At 64.4% G+C, this 24,435-nt stretch carries 18 protein-coding genes and 5 tRNA genes; all 23 read right to left on the minus strand.

All coding sequences use genetic code 11. The features are described from left to right. Positions 1-45 precede the first annotated feature (45 nt). Positions 46-2,166: an elongation factor G gene (gene fusA, locus KME82_RS18620; protein ID WP_036115441.1), complete on the minus strand. Its 2,121-nt coding sequence runs from the start codon at positions 2,164-2,166 to the stop codon at positions 46-48. A gap of 143 nt (positions 2,167-2,309) precedes the next feature. Further along, positions 2,310-2,777: a 30S ribosomal protein S7 gene (gene rpsG / locus KME82_RS18625; protein ID WP_036115439.1), complete on the minus strand. Its 468-nt coding sequence runs from the start codon at positions 2,775-2,777 to the stop codon at positions 2,310-2,312. Between the two features lie 83 nt (positions 2,778-2,860). Next, positions 2,861-3,235, minus strand: a complete 375-nt coding sequence (gene rpsL, locus KME82_RS18630; RefSeq protein ID WP_036115437.1) for a 30S ribosomal protein S12 — start codon at positions 3,233-3,235, stop codon at positions 2,861-2,863. Positions 3,236-3,649: 414 nt separating this feature from the next. Then, the gene (rpoC, locus tag KME82_RS18635) at positions 3,650-7,882 is read right to left on the minus strand and encodes a DNA-directed RNA polymerase subunit beta' (RefSeq protein WP_215495356.1); all 4,233 of its coding nucleotides are present in this window, start codon (positions 7,880-7,882) and stop codon (positions 3,650-3,652) included. Between the two features lie 113 nt (positions 7,883-7,995). Then, the gene (gene rpoB, locus KME82_RS18640; RefSeq protein WP_056107702.1) at positions 7,996-12,165 is read right to left on the minus strand and encodes a DNA-directed RNA polymerase subunit beta; all 4,170 of its coding nucleotides are present in this window, start codon (positions 12,163-12,165) and stop codon (positions 7,996-7,998) included. Between the two features lie 346 nt (positions 12,166-12,511). After that, positions 12,512-12,883 (minus strand): 50S ribosomal protein L7/L12, encoded by a 372-nt coding sequence (gene rplL, locus KME82_RS18645; RefSeq protein ID WP_215495357.1) that lies wholly within the window; start codon positions 12,881-12,883, stop codon positions 12,512-12,514. Between the two features lie 71 nt (positions 12,884-12,954). Continuing rightward, a complete protein-coding gene (rplJ, locus tag KME82_RS18650) occupies positions 12,955-13,488 on the minus strand; it encodes a 50S ribosomal protein L10 (RefSeq protein WP_215495358.1) in 534 nt (177 codons plus the stop codon). A 681-nt stretch (positions 13,489-14,169) separates the two neighbouring features. After that, positions 14,170-14,868 carry a 50S ribosomal protein L1 gene (gene rplA / locus KME82_RS18655; protein WP_036115420.1) on the minus strand — a complete coding sequence of 233 codons (699 nt, stop codon included), beginning with the start codon at positions 14,866-14,868 and terminating at the stop codon, positions 14,170-14,172. A gap of 3 nt (positions 14,869-14,871) precedes the next feature. Further along, positions 14,872-15,300 (minus strand): 50S ribosomal protein L11, encoded by a 429-nt coding sequence (rplK, locus tag KME82_RS18660; RefSeq protein WP_036115418.1) that lies wholly within the window; start codon positions 15,298-15,300, stop codon positions 14,872-14,874. Positions 15,301-15,600: 300 nt separating this feature from the next. Next, entirely contained in the window at positions 15,601-16,176 is a 576-nt protein-coding gene (gene nusG / locus KME82_RS18665) for a transcription termination/antitermination protein NusG (RefSeq protein ID WP_036115415.1), read from the minus strand. A 13-nt stretch (positions 16,177-16,189) separates the two neighbouring features. Then, positions 16,190-16,567 carry a preprotein translocase subunit SecE gene (gene secE / locus KME82_RS18670; protein ID WP_215495359.1) on the minus strand — a complete coding sequence of 126 codons (378 nt, stop codon included), beginning with the start codon at positions 16,565-16,567 and terminating at the stop codon, positions 16,190-16,192. Positions 16,568-16,663: 96 nt separating this feature from the next. Then, positions 16,664-16,739: transfer RNA gene (locus KME82_RS18675), tRNA-Trp, on the minus strand. A 156-nt stretch (positions 16,740-16,895) separates the two neighbouring features. Continuing rightward, positions 16,896-18,086, minus strand: coding sequence for an elongation factor Tu (gene tuf, locus KME82_RS18680; RefSeq protein ID WP_046657641.1), 1,191 nt, complete (start codon positions 18,084-18,086; stop codon positions 16,896-16,898). Between the two features lie 72 nt (positions 18,087-18,158). Then, positions 18,159-18,234, minus strand: a tRNA-Thr gene (locus KME82_RS18685). A gap of 68 nt (positions 18,235-18,302) precedes the next feature. After that, positions 18,303-18,377 (minus strand) — tRNA-Gly (locus KME82_RS18690). Positions 18,378-18,467: 90 nt separating this feature from the next. Beyond that, positions 18,468-18,553, minus strand: a tRNA-Tyr gene (locus KME82_RS18695). Between the two features lie 121 nt (positions 18,554-18,674). Beyond that, entirely contained in the window at positions 18,675-19,766 is a 1,092-nt protein-coding gene (gene ychF / locus KME82_RS18700) for a redox-regulated ATPase YchF (protein WP_215495360.1), read from the minus strand. Positions 19,767-19,848: 82 nt separating this feature from the next. Beyond that, entirely contained in the window at positions 19,849-20,430 is a 582-nt protein-coding gene (pth, locus tag KME82_RS18705) for an aminoacyl-tRNA hydrolase (RefSeq protein WP_215495361.1), read from the minus strand. A gap of 59 nt (positions 20,431-20,489) precedes the next feature. Further along, positions 20,490-21,149: a 50S ribosomal protein L25/general stress protein Ctc gene (locus KME82_RS18710; RefSeq protein WP_036111831.1), complete on the minus strand. Its 660-nt coding sequence runs from the start codon at positions 21,147-21,149 to the stop codon at positions 20,490-20,492. 175 nt (positions 21,150-21,324) lie between these two features. Further along, positions 21,325-22,284: a ribose-phosphate diphosphokinase gene (locus tag KME82_RS18715; RefSeq protein ID WP_036111835.1), complete on the minus strand. Its 960-nt coding sequence runs from the start codon at positions 22,282-22,284 to the stop codon at positions 21,325-21,327. Positions 22,285-22,419: 135 nt separating this feature from the next. Then, positions 22,420-22,496, minus strand: a tRNA-Gln gene (locus KME82_RS18720). Beyond that, positions 22,459-23,406: a 4-(cytidine 5'-diphospho)-2-C-methyl-D-erythritol kinase gene (ispE, locus tag KME82_RS18725; protein WP_215495362.1), complete on the minus strand. Its 948-nt coding sequence runs from the start codon at positions 23,404-23,406 to the stop codon at positions 22,459-22,461. The genes KME82_RS18720 and ispE overlap by 38 nt, the downstream gene beginning before the upstream one ends. A 24-nt stretch (positions 23,407-23,430) precedes the next feature. Beyond that, positions 23,431-24,426 carry a lipoprotein insertase outer membrane protein LolB gene (gene lolB, locus KME82_RS18730; protein ID WP_252255419.1) on the minus strand — a complete coding sequence of 332 codons (996 nt, stop codon included), beginning with the start codon at positions 24,424-24,426 and terminating at the stop codon, positions 23,431-23,433. Positions 24,427-24,435: the final 9 nt, after the last annotated feature.

Here is a 24,435-nt window from a genome sequence, read left to right on the forward strand (position 1 = left end):
AATCCGCATCGCGAATTCCGAATCCCCACTCCCGAATCCCGTCTATCAGCCGCCCTTCTTGATCACGGTCTCGGCGATGTTGTTCGGCGCCTCGGCGTAGTGATCGAATTCCATCGTGAAGGTGGCGCGGCCCTGGGTCAGCGAACGGATCGTGGTCGCGTAACCGAACATCTCGCCCAGCGGCACCATCGCGTTGATGGTCTTGCCCGACGGCGTGTCGTCCTGGCCCTGCAGCAGGCCGCGACGACGGCTCAAGTCGCCCATCACGTCGCCAACGTAATCTTCCGGCGTCACGACTTCGACCTTCATCATCGGCTCCAGCAGGACCGGATCGGCCTTGCGGAAACCTTCCTTGAACGCCATCGACGCGGCGAGCTTGAACGCCATTTCCGAGGAGTCGACGTCGTGGTACGAGCCGAACACCAGCTTGACCTTGACGCCCACGACCGGGAAGCCGGCCAGCGGACCGCTGGTGATGGTTTCGCGCAGACCCTTCTCGATCGCCGGGATGAATTCCTTCGGAATCACACCGCCGGTGATGTCGTTGACGAACAGGAAATCGTTCTCGACGTCCTCGTTCGCGCGGTCCTTCTCGTTCATCGGCGACAGCTCGATCACCACGTGACCGTACTGACCCTTACCGCCGGACTGCTTGGCGTGCTTGTAATCCGACTTGACGTCCGACTTGCGGATGGTCTCGCGGTACGCCACCTGCGGCTTGCCGACATTGGCTTCGACGTTGAACTCGCGCTTCATGCGGTCGACGAGGATGTCCAGGTGCAGCTCGCCCATGCCGGCGATGATGGTCTGGCCCGATTCTTCGTCGGTACGCACGCGGAACGAAGGATCTTCCTGCGCCAGACGGCCCAGGGCGATACCCATCTTTTCCTGGTCCGACTTGGTCTTGGGTTCGACCGCCATCGAGATGACGGGCTCCGGGAAGATCATGCGTTCCAGGGTGATGATGTGATCCTGCGCGCACAGCGTGTCGCCGGTGGTCACGTCCTTCAGGCCGACCGCGGCGGCGATGTCGCCGGCGCGGACTTCCTTGATTTCGTCACGCTGGTTGGCGTGCATCTGCAGGATGCGGCCGACGCGTTCCTTCTTCGACTTGACCGGGTTGTACACCTGGTCGCCCGAATTGAGCACGCCCGAGTAGACGCGGAAGAAGGTCAGCGAACCCACGAACGGGTCGGTCATGATCTTGAACGCCAGCGCCGAGAACGGCTCGGTGTCCGACGCCTTGCGGCTGTCTTCCTTGTCGTCCTCGTCGATGCCGGGAACCGGCGGACGATCGGACGGCGACGGCAGCAGGTTGATCACGCCGTCGAGCATGGCCTGCACGCCCTTGTTCTTGAACGCCGAGCCGCAGAACACCGGGACGATCTCGACGCGCAGGGTGCGCGCGCGCAGACCGGCGACGATCTCTTCTTCGGTCAGCTCGCCCTCGTTGAGGTACTTGTCCATGAGCTCTTCCGTGGCTTCCGCCGCGGCTTCGACCATGAACGCGCGCGCGGTCTCGGCCTGCGACTGCAGGTCGGCCGGAATGTCGCGGTACTCGAACTTGGTGCCCTGCGATGCGACGTCCCAATGGATCGCCTTCATCTTGAGCAGGTCGACCACGCCTTCGAAGCCTTCTTCGGCGCCGATCGGCACCTGCATCGGCACGGCGTAGGCGCCCAGACGGGCCTTGAGCTGCTCGACGACCTTGTCGAAGTTGGCGCCGGTACGGTCCATCTTGTTGACGAAGGCCATGCGCGGCACGGAGTACTTGTTGGCCTGACGCCACACGGTCTCCGACTGCGGCTGCACGCCACCGACGGCGCACAGCACGAACACCGCGCCGTCGAGGACGCGCAGCGAGCGCTCCACTTCGATGGTGAAGTCGACGTGTCCGGGGGTGTCGATGATGTTGAAGCGGTGTTCGGGCAGCGACTTGTCCATGCCCTTCCAGAACGCGGTGGTCGCGGCGGAAGTGATGGTGATGCCGCGTTCCTGTTCCTGCTCCATCCAGTCCATCGTCGCGGCACCTTCGTGCACTTCGCCGATCTTGTGGCTGACGCCGGTGTAGAACAGGATGCGCTCGGACGTGGTGGTCTTGCCGGCATCGATGTGGGCCATGATGCCGAAGTTGCGGTAACGCTCGATGGGAGTGGTGCGAGCCACGGGACCCTCTCGTAATAAGTTTTCGAATTCCAGATGGCCGGACGCCGCCTCGTGGGCGGCCTCCGGTTCGCTAGGCGGCCATTTCGCCGCCGCGGCAACATCTCATGCGGATGTTGCGAAGACCCTGTCGCCAGGGTCTGCGATCACCAGCGGTAGTGAGCGAACGCGCGGTTCGCTTCCGCCATGCGGTGGGTTTCTTCGCGCTTCTTGATCGCCGCGCCGCGGTTTTCCGAGGCGTCGAGCAGTTCGGCGGCCAGCTTGCGCGGCATCGAGCTCTCGCCACGCTTGCGCGCGGATTCGATCAACCAGCGCATCGCCAGGGCCATACGGCGCGAGGTGCGCACTTCGACCGGCACCTGGTAGGTGGCGCCGCCGACGCGACGCGACTTCACTTCGACCGACGGCGACACATTGGTCAGCGCCTTCTCGACCAGCTCCAGAGCGTTGGGGCTCTTTTCGCCGATGACGTCCATTGCGCCGTAAACGATCTTCTCGGCGACGGACTTCTTGCCGCTCTGCATGACCATATTGATGAAGCGCGCGATCGTCTCGCTGCCGTGCTTGGGATCGGGCAGGACCGAACGCTGAGGGGTGGAGCCTTTACGCGACATGGTGCGTACCTATATTCGTGATTCTTGACAGTCGTGCTGGCGGGTGGCGGCGCCGGACGGCGCGCGCCGGGCAAGCGACGCGCTTAGGACTTCGGACGCTTGGCGCCGTACTTGGAACGGCTCTGGCGACGCTTGGCGACACCGGCGGCATCGAGCGAGCCGCGCACGGTGTGGTAGCGCACGCCCGGCAGGTCCTTGACGCGACCGCCGCGGATCAGCACGACCGAGTGCTCCTGCAGGTTGTGGCCTTCGCCGCCGATGTACGAAATGACTTCGTAACCGTTGGTCAGGCGCACCTTGGCGACCTTGCGCAGCGCCGAGTTCGGCTTCTTCGGGGTCGTGGTGTACACGCGGGTGCAAACGCCGCGACGCTGCGGGCAGTTCGCGAGCGCCGGCGAGGCGCTCTTGTAGGTGGTCGCCTGCCGCGGCTTGCGGACGAGCTGATTGATGGTTGCCATCTAGAACTCTTGTATTGAGAGGGGCCGGGCGGCCGCTTCGTGAGAAACAAACGGCACGCCGAATACACCCGACCTGCCGAGACGAAAAAGTATAGCCCGCGCTGAACGCTTCCGTCAACGCAGGCGACACGAACAAGCAGAATCAGCGCTTTGCGGCGCCGACTTCCATACCCATTCGATTGGTCCCGCCCTGCCCTGGGCCGAACACTAGGCGCTCCATGCACCTAATTTCGTGATCTGGGATTCGACCCATACGGGCCCATCCGACTGGCGACGATAGCATATTTTTCGGGATTTGCCAGCCCTTTAAGCCATTGCCGTACCGAAGACCCCGTCGTCGCCAGGGTCTCGGGCAAAAAAACAAGGCGGGCATCGCTGCCCGCCTTGTTTCGTATCGCTTCTTACCGCTCAGGCTTAGGCGTTGTCGTCGCCGGCAACCGTCTCGACCGCGGCCGGAGCCGGAGCTTCGACCGGGGCGGCCGTGACCGGACCCGACAGCGCTTCCATTTCCTGATCGGTCAGACCCGAGGCGTTCTTGCGGCGCTGGGTGTGATACGCCAGGCCGGTACCGGCGGGGATCAGACGACCGACGATCACGTTCTCCTTCAGGCCGCGCAGGCCATCGCGAGTACCGCGCACGGCGGCCTCGGTCAGCACGCGGGTGGTTTCCTGGAAGGAAGCCGCCGAGATGAAGGATTCGGTCGCCAGCGAGGCCTTGGTGATGCCCAGCAGGACCGGATCGTACTTGGCCGGGATCTCGTTACGGGCCAGCAGGCGCGCGTTCTCTTCGACGAAGCGCTGACGCTCGATCTGCTCGCCGTGCAGGAACTTGCTGTCGCCGTGGTCGGTGATTTCGACCTTGCGCAGCATCTGACGGACGATCACTTCGATGTGCTTGTCGTTGATCTTCACGCCCTGCAGGCGGTAGACGTCCTGGATTTCCTTGGTCAGGTACACGGCCAGGGGTTCCACGCCGAGCAGGCGCAGGATGTCCTGCGGGCTCGGCTCGCCGTCCACCACGGTCTCACCCTTCTCCACGTGCTCGCCTTCGAACACGATGATCTGGCGGTACTTCGGGATCAGCTCTTCGTGCTCGTCACCGTCGGCCTGCTTGATGATCAGGCGTTGCTTGCCCTTGGTGTCCTTGCCGAAGCTGACGATTCCCGAGACTTCGGCGAGGATCGCCGGGTCCTTGGGCTTGCGCGCTTCGAACAAGTCGGCCACGCGCGGCAGACCACCGGTGATGTCGCGGGTCTTCGACGCTTCCTGCGGGATCTTGGCGACCACGTCGCCCACGCCGACCGCGGCGCCGTCCTGCAGGTTGACGATCGAGCGCGGCGGCAACAGGTACTGCGCCGGCAGATCGGTATTGGGGATCGTCAGATCCTTGCCGTTCTTGTCGACGATGCGCACGATCGGACGCAGATCCTTGCCCTGCGAACCGCGACGCTTCGGGTCGGTGATTTCGCGCGACGCCAGGCCGGTCAGTTCGTCGGTCTTCTCGATCACGGTCACGCCATCGACGAAGTCGATGAAGCGGATGAAACCGGCGACTTCCGAAACGATCGGGTGGTTATGCGGGTCCCAGTTGGCGACGGTCTGGCCGGCCTTGATCTCGGCGCCGTCCTTGACCGCGACGGTCGCGCCGTACGGCAGCTTGTAGCGCTCGCGCTCGCGGCCGTGCGGGTCGAGCACCGACAGTTCGCCCGAACGCGACACCGCGACCAGGTGGCCGTTGGCATGCGCGACGTGCTTGAGGTTGTTGAACTTGATCGAACCGGTGGTCTTGACCGTGACGTTGTCGATCGCAGCCGCTCGCGACGCCGCACCACCGATGTGGAAGGTACGCATGGTCAGCTGGGTGCCGGGTTCGCCGATCGACTGCGCGGCGACGACGCCGACCGCTTCGCCGTGGTTGACCAGGTGACCGCGGCCGAGGTCGCGACCGTAGCAGTTGGCGCACACGCCGAAGCTGCTGGTGCAGGTGATCGTGGAGCGGACCTTGATCGACTGCACGCTGGCTTCTTCGAGCTTGGCGACCCAGGCTTCGTCGAGCAGGGTGTTGCGGGTGACGATCGGATCTTCGTCGTTACCCGGCAGGAACACGTCCTCGGCCACGACGCGACCCAGCACGCGATCGCGCAGCGGTTCGACCACGTCGCCGCCTTCGACGATCGGGGTCATCATCAGACCTTCGAGCGTGCCGCAATCGTCTTCGGTGATCACCACGTCCTGGGCCACGTCGACGAGTCGACGGGTCAGGTAACCGGAGTTGGCGGTCTTCAGCGCGGTATCGGCCAGGCCCTTACGCGCGCCGTGGGTCGAGATGAAGTACTGAAGAACGTTCAGGCCTTCGCGGAAGTTCGCGGTGATCGGCGTTTCGATGATCGAGCCGTCGGGACGCGCCATCAGGCCGCGCATACCGGCCAGCTGACGGATCTGCGCCTGCGAACCACGCGCGCCGGAGTCGGCCATGATGTAAATCGAGTTCATGGACTTCTGCGGAACGCGCTTGCCCTCGGCATTCTCGACGGTGTCGGTGCCGATCGCGTCCATCATCGCCTTGGCCACGCGCTCGTTCGTGCGCGACCAGATGTCGACGACCTTGTTGTAGCGCTCGCCGGCGGTGACCAGACCGGACTGGTACTGCTGCTGGATTTCCAGCACTTCGGTCTCGGCTTCGGCCAGGATGCCCTTCTTCTCGCCCGGGATGATCATGTCGTCGATGCCGATGGAGACACCGGCGCGGGTCGCGTAAGCGAAGCCGGTGTACATCAGGCGGTCGGCGAACACGACCGTGTCCTTCAGGCCGAGCATGCGGTAGCACGAGTTGATCAGGCGGCTGATGTTCTTCTTGGTCAGCTCGGTGTTGGCCAGCGCGTACGGCAGGCCGTCGGGCAGGATCTCGCGCAGCAGCGCGCGGCCGACGGTGGTGTCGACGATCGAGGTCTTGGGCTCGCGGGTGCCGTCCTCGTTGATCACGATCTCGCTGATGCGGACCTTGACCTTGGCGTGGATCTGCACGACGCGGTTGTCGTAGGCGCGCTTCACTTCGGCGACGTTGGCGAACACCATGCCCTCGCCCGCCTTGTTCTCCAGGGCGCGGGTCATGTAGTACAGACCCAGCACGACGTCCTGCGACGGCACGATGATCGGCTCGCCGTTGGCCGGCGACAGGATGTTGTTCGACGCCATCATCAGCGCGCGCGCTTCCAGCTGGGCTTCCAGCGAGAGCGGCACGTGGACGGCCATCTGGTCACCGTCGAAGTCGGCGTTGAACGCGGTGCAGACCAGCGGGTGCAGCTGGATGGCCTTGCCTTCGATCAACACCGGCTCGAACGCCTGGATGCCCAGACGGTGCAGGGTCGGCGCGCGGTTGAGCAGCACCGGATGCTCGCGGATCACCTCTTCGAGGATGTCCCACACTTCCGCTTCTTCGCGCTCGACCAGCTTCTTGGCGGCCTTGATCGTGGTCGCCAGACCACGACGCTGCAGCTTGGCGAAGATGAAGGGCTTGAACAGCTCCAACGCCATCTTCTTCGGCAGACCGCACTCGTGCAGACGCAGGGTCGGGCCGACCACGATGACCGAACGGCCCGAGTAGTCCACGCGCTTGCCGAGCAGGTTCTGACGGAACCGGCCCTGCTTGCCCTTGATCATGTCGGCCAGCGACTTGAGCGGGCGCTTGTTGGTGCCGGTGATGGCGCGGCCGCGGCGGCCGTTGTCCATCAGGGCGTCGACCGATTCCTGCAGCATGCGCTTTTCGTTGCGCACGATGATGTCGGGCGCATTGAGCTCAAGCAGACGACGCAGGCGGTTGTTGCGGTTGATGACGCGGCGGTACAGGTCGTTGAGGTCGGAGGTCGCGAAGCGGCCGCCGTCCAGCGGAACCAGCGGACGCAGGTCCGGCGGCAGCACCGGCAGCACGGTCATGACCATCCACTCGGGACGGTTGCCCGACTCGAGGAAGGCTTCGACCAGCTTGATGCGCTTGGTGAGGCGCTTGAGCTTGGTCTCCGAACCGGTCGAGGCGATGTCTTCCTTCAACTGCAGCATTTCGGCCTGCAGGTCGATGGTGCGCAGCAGGTCGTAGACCGCCTCGGCGCCCATCGCGGCTTCGAAGTCGTCGCCGTGTTCCTGGCGCGCGGTCAGGTACTGCTCTTCGGTCAGCAGGTTGCCGCGTTCCATCGGGGTCAGGCCCGGCTCGGTCACGACATACGCTTCGAAGTACAGGATCCGCTCGATGTCGCGCAGGGTCATGTCCAGCATCAGGCCGATGCGCGAGGGCAGCGACTTGAGGAACCAGATGTGCGCGACCGGCGAGGCCAGGTCGATGTGACCCATGCGCTCGCGGCGCACCTTGGCCAGGGTGACTTCGGTGCCGCACTTCTCGCAGACCACGCCACGGTGCTTCATGCGCTTGTACTTGCCGCACAGGCACTCGTAGTCCTTGATCGGTCCGAAGATCGCGGCGCAGAACAGGCCGTCGCGCTCGGGCTTGAAGGTACGGTAGTTGATGGTTTCGGGCTTCTTCACTTCGCCGAACGACCACGAACGGATCAGGTCCGGCGAGGCCAGCGCGATCTTGATCGCGTCGAAGTCCAGCGCGGGACGCTGCTGGTTGAAGAGATTGAGCAAGTCTTTCATGGGTTTCTCCGGGAATCGGGAATCGAGAATGGGGAATCGTTAAAGCGGGTTTCGGGCGGGGCGTGGGACGCTTTCGCGATTCCCTATTCCCCATTCCCGATTCCCTGCGGTCCTCAGTTCTCTTCCAGCTCCATGTTGATCGCCAGCGAGCGGATTTCCTTGACCAGCACGTTGAACGACTCCGGCATGCCGGCGACCATCTCGTACTCGCCGTCGACGATGTTCTTGTACATCTGGTTGCGGCCCTGCACGTCGTCGGACTTCACCGTCAGCATTTCCTGCAGGGTGTAGGCCGCGCCGTAGGCTTCCAGCGCCCAGACTTCCATTTCGCCGAAACGCTGACCGCCGAACTGCGCCTTGCCGCCCAGCGGCTGCTGGGTGACGAGCGAGTACGGACCGGTCGAACGCGCGTGCATCTTGTCGTCGACCAGGTGGTTCAGCTTGAGCATGTGCATGTAGCCGATCGTGACCGGACGCTCGAACGCTTCGCCGGTACGGCCGTCGTGCAGGATCGTCTGGCCGCTGAGCGGCAGGTCCGCCAGCTCGAGCATGCGCTTGATCTCGACTTCGGCCGCGCCGTCGAACACCGGCGTCGCCATCGGCACGCCGTCGGTCAGGTTGTGCGCGAGCGTCAGCAGCTCCTCATCGGAGAACTGCTTCAGGTCGACGCGCTGACCGTGCACCTTCTGGTCGTGGTTGTAGATGTCGTCGAGGAACTTGCGCAGGTCGGCGATCTTCTGCTGCGCTTCCAGCATGCGCTGGATCTTCTGACCCAGGCCCTTGGCGGCCCAGCCCAGATGCACTTCGAGGATCTGGCCGATGTTCATGCGCGACGGCACGCCCAGCGGGTTCAGCACGATGTCGACGGTCTGACCGTCGGCCGCGTACGGCATGTCCTCGACCGGCACGATGGTCGACACGACACCCTTGTTGCCGTGACGGCCGGCCATCTTGTCGCCCGGCTGGATGCGGCGCTTAACCGCGAGGAACACCTTGACCATCTTCAGCACGCCCGGCGCGAGGTCGTCGCCCTGGGTGATCTTGCCGCGCTTGTCGGCGAAGCGGCGATCGAATTCCTTCTGATGAACGTCGATCTGCTTCTGCGCGCGCTCGATCGCTTCGATCGCTTCCTCGTCCTTCATGCGCAGGGTGAACCAATCGGTGCGCTTGAGGCCGTCGAGCACCAGGCTGGTGACCGTGTCGCCCTTCTTCAGGCCGGCGCCGCCGTTGGCGACCTTGCCGATCAGCTGCGAACGCAGACGATCGTAGATGGCCGCTTCGAGGATGCGGAACTGATCGTCGAAGTCCTTCTTGACCCGGCGGATTTCCGACTCTTCGATCTGACGGGCGCGCTTGTCCTTCTCGATGCCGTCGCGGGTGAAGACCTGCACGTCGATGACGGTGCCGTCCATGCCCGGGGGCACGCGCAGCGAGCTGTCCTTAACATCGGAGGCCTTCTCGCCGAAGATCGCGCGCAGCAGCTTCTCTTCCGGAGTCAGCTGCGACTCGCCCTTCGGCGTGACCTTGCCGACCAGGATGTCGCCGGCGCGCACTTCCGCGCCGATGTACACCACGCCCGACTCGTCGAGGCGGTTGAGGGCCTGCTCGGAGACGTTCGGGATGTCGGCGGAGATTTCCTCCGGCCCCAGCTTGGTGTCGCGCGCGACGCAGGTCAGCTCTTCGATGTGGATCGTGGTGTAGCGATCCTCTTCGACCACGCGCTCGGACAGCAGGATCGAGTCTTCGAAGTTGTAGCCGTTCCACGGCATGAACGCGACCAGCATGTTCTGGCCGAGCGCGAGCTCGCCGATGTCGGTCGAGGGGCCGTCGGCCAGCACGTCGCCGCGGGCGATGACGTCGCCGACCTTGACCAGCGGGCTCTGGTTGATACAGGTGTTCTGGTTCGAACGCGTGTACTTGATCAGGTTGTAGATGTCGACGCCGGCATCGGTGACGCCGGAGATCTCGCTCTCGTTGACCTTGACCACGATGCGGGCCGCGTCGATCTGCTCGATCGTGCCGCCGCGCAGCGCATTCACCGTCACGCCCGAGTCGCGCGCCACGGCGCGCTCGATACCGGTACCGACCAGCGGCTTCTGCGCCTTGAGGGTCGGAACGGCCTGGCGCTGCATGTTCGCGCCCATCAGCGCGCGGTTCGCGTCGTCGTGCTCCAGGAACGGAACCAGCGCGGCCGCGACCGACACGGTCTGCATCGGCGAGACGTCCATGAAGTGGATCTCGGACGGCGGCTTGAGCAGGGTTTCGCCCTGGAAGCGGCAGGCGACGAACTGCGAGCTGATCATGCCCTTGTCGTCCTGCGGCGCGTTGGCCTGGGCGATGACGTACTCGTTCTCTTCGATCGCCGACAGGAACTCGACGTCGTCGGTGACCTTGCCGTCCACGACCTTGCGGTACGGCGTCTCGAGGAAGCCGTACTTGTTGGTGCGCGCGAACACGGCCAGCGAGTTGATCAGGCCGATGTTCGGGCCTTCAGGCGTTTCGATCGTGCATACGCGGCCGTAATGGGTCGGGTGAACGTCGCGCACTTCGAAGCCGGCGCGTTCGCGGGTCAGGCCGCCCGGGCCGAGGGCCGACACGCGACGCTTGTGCGTGACTTCCGACAGCGGGTTGTTCTGATCCATGAACTGCGACAGCTGCGAGGAGCCGAAGAACTCCTTGATCGCGGCGGCAACGGGCTTGGCGTTGATGAGTTCCTGCGGCGTGAGGCCTTCGGACTCGGCCATCGACAGACGCTCTTTCACCGCGCGCTCGACGCGGACCAGACCGACGCGGAAGGTGTTCTCGGCCATTTCGCCGACCGAACGCACGCGACGGTTGCCCAGGTGATCGATGTCGTCGACCACGCCGCGGCCGTTGCGGATCTCGGTCAGCACGCGGATGACGTCGAGGATGTCCGAGGTCTGGCCGAGTTCGTTGCGCAGGCGCACCGATTCCTCGTCCTTACGCTCGGAGAAGTACTTCGCGTCGTACAGCACCGATGCGCCGATCGTTTCCTTGCGGCCGATGCGGCGGTTGAACTTCATCCGACCCACGCCCGACAAGTCGTAGCGCTCGAAAGTGAAGAACAGGTTGTGGAACAGATTCTGCGCGGCGTCCTTGGTCGGCGGCTCGCCGGGACGCATCATGCGGTAGATCTCGACCAGCGCTTCGAGCTGCGTCTTCGACGGATCGATGCGCAGGGTGTTGGAGATGTACGGACCGCGATCGAGGTCGTTGACCCAGATCGTGCCGACCTGCTCGATACCGGCCTTGCGGAACGCGGCCAGCTGCTCTTCGCTGATTTCGTCGTTGGCCGAAGCCAGCAGCTCGCCCGACTTGGTGTCGACCACGTCGTGCGACAGGATGCGGCCGACCAGATACGCGTCGGGCACGGCCAGCGCGGCGATGCCGGACTGTTCCATCTGCTTGACGTGGCGCGCGGTGATGCGCTTGCCGGCTTCGACGATGACCTTGTCGCCGTCGGCCAGATCGAAGTCCAGGGTCTCGCCACGCAGACGCTCGGACACCAGCTCCCACTGCACGCCCTCGGACATGATGTGGAAGGTGTTGATCTCGAAGAACTCCGAGAGCATCTCGGTGTTGTTGTAGCCCAGCGCGCGCAGCAGCACGGTGACCGGCAGCTTGCGGCGACGGTCGATACGGGTGAACAGGGCGTCCTTCGGGTCGTACTCGAAGTCGAGCCAGGAACCGCGATACGGAATGATGCGGGCGCTGTACAGCAGCTTGCCCGAGCTGTGGGTCTTGCCGCGGTCGTGATCGAAGAACACGCCCGGCGAGCGGTGCAGCTGCGAGACGATGACGCGCTCGGTGCCGTTGACGATGAAGGTGCCGTTGCCGGTCATGAGCGGAATCTCGCCCATGTAGACCTCCTGCTCCTTCACGTACTTGATAGCCTTGGTCGACGACTCGCGGTCGTAGATCACCAGGCGCACGGTCACGCGCAGCGGGGCGCCGTAGGACAGGCCGCGGTTGCGGCACTCGCGCTCATCGAATACCGGATCGCCGAGCTTGTAGCCGACGTATTCGAGAGCGGCGTTGCCGCTGTAGCTGGAGATCGGGAACACCGACTTGAGCGCGGCATGCAGGCCACGATCGGCGCGCTTGGCCGGATCGGTGTGTTCCTGCAGGAATTCGCGATAGGAATCGACCTGGATCGCGAGCAGGAACGGCACTTCGAGGATGGACTTGCGCTTGCCGAAGTCCTTGCGGATGCGCTTCTTTTCGGTGAACGAATATTGTTGCGTCGTGGAAGCTGTGGTCATGGTGAGCTACCGCCTCGATTTAGCTAATGGGCCGGGAAAGCCGCCTGACAGCGAGTCTTTCCGGGCGAACCGCGCGTCCGCGGTTCAGGGGACTAATGCGAAAACAAAATTGCCAGTGGGAAGTCGCTGGTATTGCCGGCACCAGCACGCCTTCTCCCGCTACTTCCGACTGCCAACTCGTTGGGGCCGGGAATCGGGAATCGAGAATTGGGAATCGGTAGAAGCAACGGCTGCTCGTACGATTCCCAATTCTCGATTCCCGATTCCCGTGGAACGGCCAAAGGCCGGGGACTTTCGTCCCCAGCCTTCAGTGGTCGCCAAGTAAAAACGGCGACGCAAGTACGGCTTACTTGACTTCGACAGTCGCACCAGCGGCTTCGAGATCCTTCTTGAACTTCTCGGAGTCGGCCTTGTTGACCGCTTCCTTGACCGTCTGCGGAGCGCCTTCGACCAGGTCCTTGGCTTCCTTCAGACCCAGGCCGGTGATGGCGCGGACGGCCTTAATCACTTCGACCTTCTTGTCGCCAGCGGCCTTCAGGATGACGTTGAACTCGGTCTGCTCTTCGACCGGAGCGACGTCAGCCACGGCGACGCCGGCGGCAACCGGAGCAGCGGCGGAAACGCCGAACTTCTCTTCGATCGCGCGGACGAGCTCCATGACTTCCATCAGGGTCTTTTCGGCGATGGCTTCGACGATTTGTTCGTTGGAAAGGGACATTTGAATAACCTCAGGAAATATTGATCTTACGAATCGGGTTCAGTGAAGCGGTCGCGTGAGCGGGGCGGCGATTACGCCGGTTCCGCTTCGGCCGACGCTTCGACAGCGACTTCGCCACCGCCCTGCTGGTCGGCCACGGCCTTGACGGCGCGGGCGAACATGCTGGCGGGCTCGGACAGGACGCGGGCCAGCATGGCCAGGGCCTGGTCGAGGGTCGGCAGCGAGGCGAGGACGTCGACGTGGCTGGCCGGATACACCTGGCCACCCATCGCGACGACCTGAGCCTTCAGCTTGTCGTTGCCCTTGGCGAATTCCTTGATCAGACGCCCGGCGGCGCCGGGTTCTTCGGTCGAGAACGCATACAGCAGCGGACCGACGAGCTTGTCCTGGACGCACTCGTATTCGGTACCGGCCACGGCACGGGAAGCCAGGGTGTTCTTGACAACGCGCAAGTACACACCGGTTTCACGAGCCTTCTTGCGCATCGCGGTCAGTTGAGCAACCGTGAGGCCAGCGTACTCGGCCGCAATCAAGGAGTGAGCCTTCGAAGCGACTTCTGCCAGTTCGGCGACTACTACTTGCTTCTGAGACAGATTAAGAGCCATTGCACTCCTCCAATAAGCCGGGAGTCGAGAATCGAGAGTCGAGAGTCGGTAGAAGCAGGAGCTGCTTTTACGATTCCCTCCCCTATTCCCCATTCCCAGCCCAATTAACTCCGCTTACGGCTCCTGCCGCTTGCGGTCCTGGGCGGCGACCGTCCTTGGCGCCGGGGACGCCGAAGGCGTCCCGGGTGGTGGCCTTTCCTGAAGGTTCATTGCTGAATTCAGTCGGGGCGGCACCATCTGCGCGGGCCCGGCTCCGAAGAGTCCGAATTAAGCGATCTCGCTTGCACCGACGGCGACTCCTTGCCGTATCGAGCTTCCATGCCCGTCGTCGGTACGCGCTGACCGCGCCTGCGGTCTTTGACGGCTACCGGTCGGGAGCGAACTCCCTTGCGATGCCCTCAAAAATTTGGCTTGCGGCGAAACTGGTTCACCGCCGGCCTTTGCTTCCGTCATTCCCGCGAATGTGGGAATCCAGTGACTTTGTTCCTGGTTCGAGCCGCGAAGCCAGAACCGAAAATTCATCTCTACCGCTTTTCGACCCCGGCCATCGCGCATCGCACGATGGCGTTTGGTGCCACGCGACATGCGCTTCAACGCATGTCGCAAGCGGTGTCACCTCACCCCCGCTTTCGCGAGGATGACGATCTGACAAAGCCGCGCGCAAGCGCGCGGGTCAGATCGTCACTTCAGCGACAGCGAGGCCTGATCGACGATCACGCCCGGACCCATGGTCGAGCTGATCGAGATCTTCTGCAGGTACTGACCCTTGGCGGTCGCCGGCTTGGCCTTGATCAGGTCCAGCAGCAGCGCCTGCAGGTTGTCCTTCAGCGAGCCGTCTTCGAACGAGGCCTTGCCGATGGTGCAGTGGATGATGCCGGCCTTGTCGGTGCGGTAACGCACCTGGCCGCCCTTGGCGTTCTTGACCGCTTCGGCCGGGTTGGCCGAGACGGTGCCGACCTTCGGGTTCGGCATCAGGCCGCGCGGGCCGAGCACCTGGCCCAGCTTACCGACGACGCGCATGGCGTCCGGGGTGGCGATGACGACGTCGTAGTTCAGATCGCCGGCCTGCATCTTCTCGGCCAGATCGTCCATGCCGACGGCTTCCGCGCCAGCGGCGAGGGCTTCGTCGGCCTTGGCGCCGGCCGGGGCGAACACCGCCACGCGCACGGACTTGCCGGTACCGGCGGGCAGCACGGTCGAACCGCGCACCTGCTGATCGGACTTCTTCGCGTCCACGCCCAGACGGACGGCGACGTCGACGGACTCGACGAACTTGGCCTTGGTGGCGGTCTTGACGATCTTGACCGCTTCGTCGAAGGAGTACGCCTTGCCCGGAACGACGGCGGCCTTGATTGCTTTTTCGCGCTTAGTGATCGCCATGTCTTAGCCCTCCACCACGAGACCCATGCTGCGGGCGGAACCCGCAATCGTCTTGACCGCCGCGTCCAGATCGGCCGCGGTCAGGTCGGCTTCCTTTGCCTTGGCGATGTCTTCGAGCTGCTTGCGGGTGACCTTGCCCACCTTGTCGGTGTTCGGGCGCTTGGAGCCGGAGGTGATGCCCGCGGCCTTCTTCAGCAGCACCGAAGCCGGGGTCGACTTGGTCACGAAGGTGAAGGTACGGTCCGAGTAGGCCGTGATGATGACCGGCGTCGGCAGACCCGGCTCGAGCTTGGAGGTCGCCGCGTTGAACGCTTTGCAGAACTCCATGATGTTCAGGCCGCGCTGACCCAGCGCAGGACCGACCGGCGGCGAGGGATTGGCCTGACCGGCCTTTACCTGCAGCTTGATGTAGCCGACTACTTTCTTTGCCATGTTGGTTTCTCTCCGGGTGCTAGCGCCTGAACCTCAGGCTCCCCATCGGGCCGGAAATCGCGCGTTCCGGCTTCGCGTTTTGCTTGCGCACACAGCCGCCCCGGTCCTTGTGAGAGGGGGCAGCTGGATGATTTGGGTCCGCCGCAGTTGGCAGCGAGCCGCGCACTATATCAGGTTTTTGCATCGAACAGGCTCAAGCCCGGCAGGACCGGGCTTGGAAGCTGAACAAGCTTGGAGGAGTTGGGCTCAGAGCGGGTGGCGCGACCGGCGAATCAGCGATCCGCCGACGCCAGGCCGTACTCAGGTGGCCTTTTCGACCTGACCAAATTCCAGCTCGACCGGAGTCGAACGGCCGAAGATCAGCACCGCGACGCGCAGGCGGCTCTTCTCGTAGTTGATTTCCTCGACCACGCCGTTGAAATCCACGAACGGGCCGTCGACCACGCGAACCATCTCGCCCGGCTCGAACAACACTTTCGGACGCGGCTTTTCGACGCCTTCCTGAACGCGCTGCAGGATCCGGTCGGCTTCGCTGTCCTGGATCGGCAGCGGACGATCGGCGGTGCCGCCGATGAAGCCCATGACCTTCGGGGTTTCCTTGATCAGATGCCAGCTTTCGCTGTCGATCCGCGGAATGCCGGCTTCGTCATGGGTGGAAATCTGCACCAGGACATAGCCCGGGAAGAACTTGCGCTCGGAACGGCGCTTCTGGCCGGACCGCATTTCCACGACCTCTTCGGTCGGGACCAGGACGTCGCCGAAGCGGTCCTGCATTTCGAAGCGCACGATGCGATCGCGCAGCGCCTGCGCCACCGACTTCTCGAAGCCGGAATAAGCGTGAACCACGTACCAACGTTTGTTTTCTTGCGTATTCAAGTCGGTCGTCTCCTCAGCGCGACAGCAGGAATTTGACCGCGGCCTGGATCACCCAGTCGAAACCGGACAGGATCAGGCTAAGGATGGCCACTGCGATCATGACGACCCAAGTGGTCTTGAGTGCTTCTTCGCGGGTCGGCCAGACCACCTTGCGCAGTTCGAACCGCGATTCGGACAAGAACTCGCGGGTCTGCGCGCCCTTGGCGGTCAGCATGAACACCGCGGCACCGGCCAGCAGGCCGGCGACGACCGCGCCGCTGCGCAGCGGGCCGCTCCAATTCTCGAACCAGAGGTAGGCGAACACACCGCCAGCCGCAAGCAGCAGAGCCAGCGCGTACTTGACGATGTCACCGGCGCCGCCGGATTTGTGTTGTTCGGCCTTACTGTTCATCTCGGGGCGATTCCCTCGCGAAAGCCCGCCCATCCGTTGCGCGGCCCTTTCAATGCCTTCCAGTCGCCGGATCGTCCGACCCGACTCGGTATCGAGTGGCACGCCAGGAGGGACTCGAACCCCCAACCTGCGGTTTTGGAGACCGCTGCTCTGCCAATTGAGCTACTGGCGTACGTCTTGAAGTGTTCGGTCCGCGTTCGAATCCGGCCAGGCATCAGGGCCTGAGCGACGAATCGTCTTTAGGGACCGTCTAAACAACGAAGGCGGACCGGGTTGCCGGCCCGCCGTTCGCGGCTTGCAGCGACCTTTCGGCCGCCGCAGTAAAGCATTACTTGATGATCTTGGCTACGACGCCGGCGCCGACGGTACGGCCGCCTTCGCGGATCGCGAAGCGCAGGCCTTCGTCCATCGCCACCGGGTTGATCAGCGTGACCACCATCTTCACGTTGTCGCCCGGCATCACCATCTCGACGCCTTCCGGCAGCTCGCAAGCGCCGGTGATGTCGGTGGTGCGGAAGTAGAACTGCGGACGGTAGCCCTTGAAGAACGGGGTGTGACGGCCGCCTTCGTCCTTCGACAGCACATACACTTCGGCTTCGAAGTCGGTGTGCGGCTTGATCGAACCGGGCTTGCACAGCACCTGGCCGCGCTCCACGTCGTCACGCTTGGTGCCGCGCAGCAACAGACCGGCGTTGTCGCCCGCCTGACCCTGGTCCAGCAGCTTGCGGAACATTTCAACGCCGGTGACGGTCGTCTTCTGGGTCGCGCGGATACCGACGATTTCGATTTCGTCGCCGACCTTGATGATGCCGCGCTCGATACGGCCGGTCACCACGGTGCCGCGGCCCGAGATCGAGAACACGTCTTCCACCGGCATCAGGAACGGCTTGTCGACGTCACGTTCCGGCTGCGGAATGAAGGTGTCCAGCGCTTCGACCAGGCGCAGGATCGACGGCACGCCGATTTCGCTCTGGTCGCCTTCCAGCGCCAGACGCGCCGAACCGTGGATGATCGGGGTGTCGTCGCCCGGGAAGTCGTACTTGGTCAGCAGCTCGCGCACTTCCATCTCGACCAGCTCGAGCAGCTCGGCGTCGTCCACCATGTCGGCCTTGTTCAGGAACACGACGATGTACGGCACGCCGACCTGACGCGACAGCAGGATGTGCTCGCGGGTCTGCGGCATCGGGCCGTCAGCGGCCGAGCACACCAGGATCGCGCCGTCCATCTGCGCCGCACCGGTGATCATGTTCTTCACGTAGTCGGCGTGGCCCGGGCAATCGACGTGCGCGTAGTGACGCGAAGCCGATTCGTATTCCACGTGCGCCGTCGAGATCGTGATGCCGCGCGCCTTCTCTTCCGGCGCCGCGTCGATCGCGTCGTACGCCTTGAACTCGCCACCAAAACGCTCGGCGCCCACCTTGGTCAGCGCGGCCGTCAGCGTGGTCTTGCCATGGTCGACGTGACCGATGGTGCCGACGTTGACGTGCGGCTTGGTGCGCTCGAATTTACCCTTAGCCATGGCTGTCGCTTCTCGTTTGTGGGTCTGTATGTCGCGGCGGCTGTTGGTAAAGCAGCCTTGTGTTGCGTTGAATGGTGCTCACGAAAGGAATCGAACCTTCGACCTCCTCCTTACCAAGGAGGTGCTCTACCGACTGAGCTACGTGAGCGTAAAACCGGGTGTTGCGGCCCGATCACCGGGCCTTGCTGCAATGGGGGCCGCCAAGAGTGGATTCAATGGAGCGGGAGACGGGATTCGAACCCGCATTATCAGCTTGGAAGGCTGAGGCTCTAACCATTGAACTACTCCCGCGCCGCGTACAGCCATTACAGCGTTGGAACTTTACTTGAAACCTTGCCTTGGAACCGCGCCGAACTTTCGGTCGTCGCGCCACCGATGTTTTGGTGGAGGGAGGTGGATTCGAACCACCGAAGGCGTAAGCCAGCAGATTTACAGTCTGCCCCCGTTGGCCGCTTGGGTATCCCTCCAAAGAGCCCGTAATTCTGGGGTGCGTTCTTCAGGTTGTCAACGCGTTTTCACATACAAGCTTGAAAAATTTTCGTCCCGTCCCGGCGACGCGCATCGGCCCGACGCGGCCGCATAGTGTACTCAGACATTGAACCGGAAGTGCAACACATCGCCTTCCTGGACGCGATATTCCTTGCCTTCCAGGCGCAGGCGCCCGGCATCGCGCGCCCCGGACTCGCCCTTGTACTTGATGAAATCGTCATAGGCGATGGTTTCGGCGCGGATGAAGCCCTTCTCGAAGTCGGTGTGGATCACCGCGGCGGCCTGCGGCGCGGTCGAACCGGCCTTGACCGTCCAGGCGCGCACTTCCTTGACCCCGGCGGTGAAATAGGTCTGCAGGCCCAGCAGCTCGTAACCGGCGCGGATCAGGCGATTGAGGCCCGGCTCGGCCAGCCCCAGGTCGGCCAGGAAGGTGTCGCGGTCCTCGTCGTCGAGCTGGCTGAGCTCTTCCTCGATCGCGGCCGACACCGGCACCACCTGCGCGCCCTCGGTCACGGCGCGCGCGCGCACGGCGTCGAGGTGCGGATTGTTCTCGAACCCGTCCTCGAGCACGTTGGCCACGTACATGACCGGCTTGAGGGTCAGCAGGAACAGGTCGCGCACCGCCGCCTTGTCGTCTTCCGACAGCTTCAGCGCGCGCGCCGCGGTGCCCGCGTTGAGACCCTCGCGCACGCGGCCGAGCACTTCCTTGCGCGCCGCGGCTTCCTTGTCGCCGGTCTTGGCCGAGCGCTCGGCGCGCTGGTAGGCCTTCTCGACGCTTTCCAGGTCGGCCAGGGCCAGCTCGGTATCGATGGTCTCGATATCGGCGATCGGATCGACCTTGTTGTTGACGTGGATGACGTCGGGATTTTCGAAGCAGCGCACCACGTGGGTGATCGCATCGACTTCGCGGATATGGGCGAGGAACTTGTTGCCCAGACCCTGCCCGCTCGCCGCGCCGGCGACCAGGCCGGCGATGTCGACGAACTCGACCGCGGTCGGGATCAGCTTCTGCGGCTTGACGATCTCAGCCAGCGCATTCAGGCGCAGATCCGGCACCGGCACCGCGCCGACGTTGGGCTCGATGGTGCAGAACGGAAAATTCGCCGCGGCGATACCGGCCTTGGTCAGCGCGTTGAAAAGAGTCGACTTGCCGACGTTGGGCAGGCCGACGATGCCGCATTTGATGCCCATGGCTTTTTAATCCGGGAATAGAGAGTCGAGAATCGGGAATCGGGAAGCGGGCCGTGACGATTCCCGATTCCCGATTCCCCATTCACGGCTTTGCCGTATGCAACTGCGTCATCGCATCCATGAAATTGCCCTGCACCGCCAGCGGCATCACCTCGATGGCGTTGTCGATCGCGCGCAGGATGGTCGCTTCGTCGTCCTTGCCGGGACGGCCGAGCACCCAGGGAGTGACCTTGTCCTTGTGGCCAGGATGGCCGATGCCGACCCGCAGGCGGTGGAACTTGCCGTGGCCGAGCAACTGCATGGTGTCGCGCAGGCCGTTCTGGCCGCCGTGGCCGCCGTCAAACTTGAGCCGCGCGGTACCGGGGGACAGATCCAGCTCGTCGTGCGCCAGCAGCGCTTCTTCGGGCTCGATCTTCCAGTAACGCAATGCGGCGGTGACCGACTTACCGGAAAGATTCATGAACGTGGCCGGCTTGAGCAGCCACACCGGACGGCCGCCGATCTCGATCTTCGAGGTCTCGCCGAACAGCTTGGATTCCAGGCCGAAACGGCCGCCGAACTTCTCGTTCAAGGCGTCCACAAACCAGAACCCGGCGTTGTGCCGGGTCCGGGTGTATTCCGACCCCGGATTGCCGAGGCCGACGATCAGGCGCAGTCCCGCCATGGATCACAACAGTCCGCGAACGCGAACCGGCGCGCCGGTCAGGGCGCGCCGGTCGGCGATCACTTCTTGTCTTCGTCCTTCTTGGCGACCTTCGCGGCCGGCACATCGGCTTCCGGCGCGTCGGTGGCTTCTTCGACTTCTTCCTTGCCGTGCTTGGCGATCACGACGGCGACGTCGTGTTCCTTGCCCAGCTTCAGCTCGGGGATTTCGACGCCCTTCGGCAGCTTGAGCTCCGACAGGTGGACGATGTCGCCGACGGTCAGCGCCGACAGGTCGATCTCGATGAACTCCGGCAGATCCTTCGGCAGGCAGCTGACTTCGACTTCGTTGAGCTCGTGGGTGACCACGACGTCGGCGGCCTTGCCGGCCGGCGACTTGTCTTCGTTGAGGAAGTGCAGCGGCACCGCGACGCGGATGGCCTGGTTGGCATCAACGCGCTGGAAGTCCAGGTGCATGATGATCTGCTTGAACGGATGGCGCTGCATGTCGCGCAGGAGCACGTCCTGCGCCTTGCCGTCGAGTTCCAGGCTCAGGATCGAGGAGTAGAACCACTCGTGCTGGCTGGCCAGCCAGATCTTCTCGTGGTCGAGCTGGATCGCCTGCGGCGGATTCTTGCCGCCGTAGATGATGGCCGGGATGCTGGCGGCACGACGCAGGCGGCGGCTCGCACCCTTCCCCTCGACGTTGCGGCCAGTGGCCTTGATGATGTGTTCGGACATTGGTTTTTACTCACTTTGCAGCGTTAGGACCGCCTCGCGGCGGTTTAGGAGACTCACCCGCGACCAGGCGAGTCTTTGTTGCTGGGAATCGGGAATGGGGAATCGAGAATCGGTAGAAGCAGATGCGGCGTTACTGCTTTTACGATTCCCTATTCCCCATTCCCGACTCCCGGATTCAATCCACGTACAACGAACTGACCGACTCGCCGAAGGCGATGCGGCGGATCGTTTCGGCCAGCAGCTCGGCGACGCTGAGCTGGCGGATGCGGCCGGTGGCGCGGGCCGCGGCGGTCAGCGGGATGGTGTCGGTTACCACCAGCTCGTCCAGCTGCGACTTGGTTACGTTGTCGATCGCCGCGCCCGACAGCACCGGGTGGGTGCAGTAGGCGACGACTTTCTGCGCGCCCTGCGCCTTCAGCGCCGCCGCGGCGGCGCACAAGGTGCCGGCGGTGTCGACGATGTCGTCGACCAGCACGCAGGTCTTGCCCGACACGTCGCCGATGATGTTCATCACCGTGGCGACGTTGGCGCGCGGGCGGCGCTTGTCGATGATCGCCAGCTCCGCGTCGTCCAGGCGCTTGGCGATCGCGCGAGCGCGGACCACGCCGCCGACGTCCGGCGAAACCACGATCAGGTTGTCGGTGCCGTGCGCGCGCCAGATGTCGGCGAGCAGCAGCGGCGAGGCGTAGACGTTGTCGACCGGGATGTCGAAAAAGCCCTGGATCTGATCGGCGTGCAGATCGACCGTGAGCACCCGATCGGCGCCGACCGCGCTGAACATCTTGGCCGCGACCTTGGCGGTGATCGGCACGCGCGAGGAACGCGGGCGGCGATCCTGGCGGGCGTAGCCGAAGTACGGCACCACCGCGGTCACGCTGGCCACCGATGCGCGCTTGAGCGCGTCGATCAGGACCAGCAGCTCCATGAAGTTTTCCGCCGTCGGCGCATTGGTCGACTGGATGACGAAGACTTCCTGGCGACGCACGTTCTCTTCGATCTCGACCTGCACCTCGCCGTCGGAGAATCGCCCGACCAGGGCCTTGCCGATGCGGATGCCGAGTTCCTTGCACACCGCCTCGGCGAGAGGACGGTTGGCATTGCCGCTGAATACCAGCAGGTTGCGATCGTTTTGCACTGTACTTCTCCGCTTCGCTCTGACCGTGGCGGCTGTAAAGCCGAGAATGGGGAATCGAGAATCGGGAATCGTCAGGGCGCGGACGCTGCGCTTACGATTCTCGATTCTCCATTCCCGACTCCCGGGCTACATCAATGGCAGGGGCGGTAGGATTCGAACCTACGAATGCCAGGATCAAAACCTGGTGCCTTGGGCCTCTTGGCGACGCCCCTGCGGAAACCTGGTCTCGAGTGCGGCATGCAGCGGCGAACGCCCTGCTCCGCCCGCCGTCCAGGCCCGAAGGCCGGAAGGCAGTTCCAGCAGCGCCGCTTCGGCGGTTTCGCGCGTGGCGAACTCGACGAAGCAACCGCTGCCGGAGCCGGTCAGACGCGGCGAACCGATCCGCGACAAGGCGGCGAAGGCAGCTTCTACAGCTGTTTCGCGCTTGCGCAGAACCGGCTCGAACGCATTCCCGAGCGGCTTACCCGAAACGAAGTCCGATATTGTCGCGGGCGCAGCATCCCGCGTCAATTCGGCAGATTGAAATAAGGCCGCGGTCGGCGCGTGAACGCCCGGATCGACCAGCACGTACCAGGCCGGCGCCAATGCAATCGGGCGCAGGCTTTCACCGACGCCTTCGGCCCAGGCGTTCTCCCCGCGGACGAAGACGGGCACGTCGGCGCCCAGCCGCAGGCCGAGTTCGGCCAGCCGGTCGACGCCCAGGTCGGTGCCCCACAAGGCATCCAGCGCGACCAGCACGGTCGCCGCATCGGACGAGCCGCCGCCAAAACCGCCTCCGGCCGGAATGCGCTTTTCGATGAGAATGTCCGCACCTTGACTGCTGTTAGCCTCTTTTTGCAGCAGCAGCGCGGCTCGGACGGTGAGGTCCTCGTGCTCGGCCACGCCCGCGACCGAGGCGCCGTGACGGACCACGCGGCCGTCGTCGCGCGGCCGCAGGCGGATCGTGTCGCCCCAGTCCAGCAGGCGGAACACGGTCTGCAGCAGGTGGTAGCCGTCGGCGCGGCGGCCGACGATGCGCAGGAACAGGTTCAGCTTGGCCGGGGCGGGCCAGAGCGACCACCTGCGATCGTCAGCGGGGTCGGCGACGGGAGCCGCGCTGGCGTCGGCATCGGGCTGGGACATGGGCGGTATCACGCAGAAACCCGCTCAGCGGGAAGCAGACGCGGAGGGCGCCGCAGCCGAACCGCTGGCTGTATTGGCCTTCAGGGCCGCGACCAGCGACTGGTTGTAGGCGATCGCGTAGCGCATGGCCTGCTTCAGCAATCGTGCGTGTTCGTCGCCTTCCACTACGTCGCTGGTGCCTTCCAGATAGTGGATGCCGTCGATGCCTGCGCTGGCGCCGCCTTCGATCCCGGGCGCAACGCAGGAAAAGCCGCACACGCCGATCAATCGCGCACGCCCCTGCGCCAGGTTGGCGCGTGCATCGCCAGCCGGATCGTCCAGGTTCAGCAGCGACAGCTCATTGCGTAACTTGGCGACGTTGGGCTGCAAAGATTCCCAAACTTCATCGCGGGAAGCGACCGGCGCAGCCGCCGCCCCGCCCTCCCACTCGTCCACGATCAAGCGCACCCGCGCGCTCGCGCGGCGCGCATCCAGCCGCGACGGCAGATCGCCGCTGGCCGGCCATTGGTAGGCGATGGTCCAGCCGCCCTGTTCGATCGACAGCGGGCGGCCGTCCGGGCCGGGGGTCAGTTTCGCCGCAGCGCTTCCTTCGGCCGGCAGGCCGCGCAGCCAGTTGCCCAGTGCCTCGACCGGGATGTCCCAGCCGGTGGTTTCCAGCAGCAGGGCGGCGGCGTTGTCGCCGCTGCGCGGGCCGCCTTCCAGGCCCTCCAGGCGGGCTTCGCCCGGGCCGCCGGCCAGACGCCAGCTTTGCCGGGTCACCGGCGCGCTGAGCGCGACTTCGAAGCGTTCGCCGCGCTGAGTCCATTCGATCCGGCCGCTGCCACCCTTGCCGGCGTTGGACACGGCGATGCGGCCGGTCAACGACCACTCGCTGCCCGCGCGCACCCGCAGCGCACGGGCGGCTTCGCGTTGCGCGGCGTCGGCGGCGGGCACGACGGTTTCGCCGGCGGAAGGCTTGACCGCGCCGCCCACGCAGGCGCTGAGCCCAAGCGCCAGCATCGCGACCACGGCCGTGCGCATGCCAAAAAC

The organism is Lysobacter capsici (assembly GCF_018732085.1).
Classification (GTDB): Bacteria; Pseudomonadota; Gammaproteobacteria; order Xanthomonadales; family Xanthomonadaceae; genus Lysobacter; species Lysobacter capsici_A.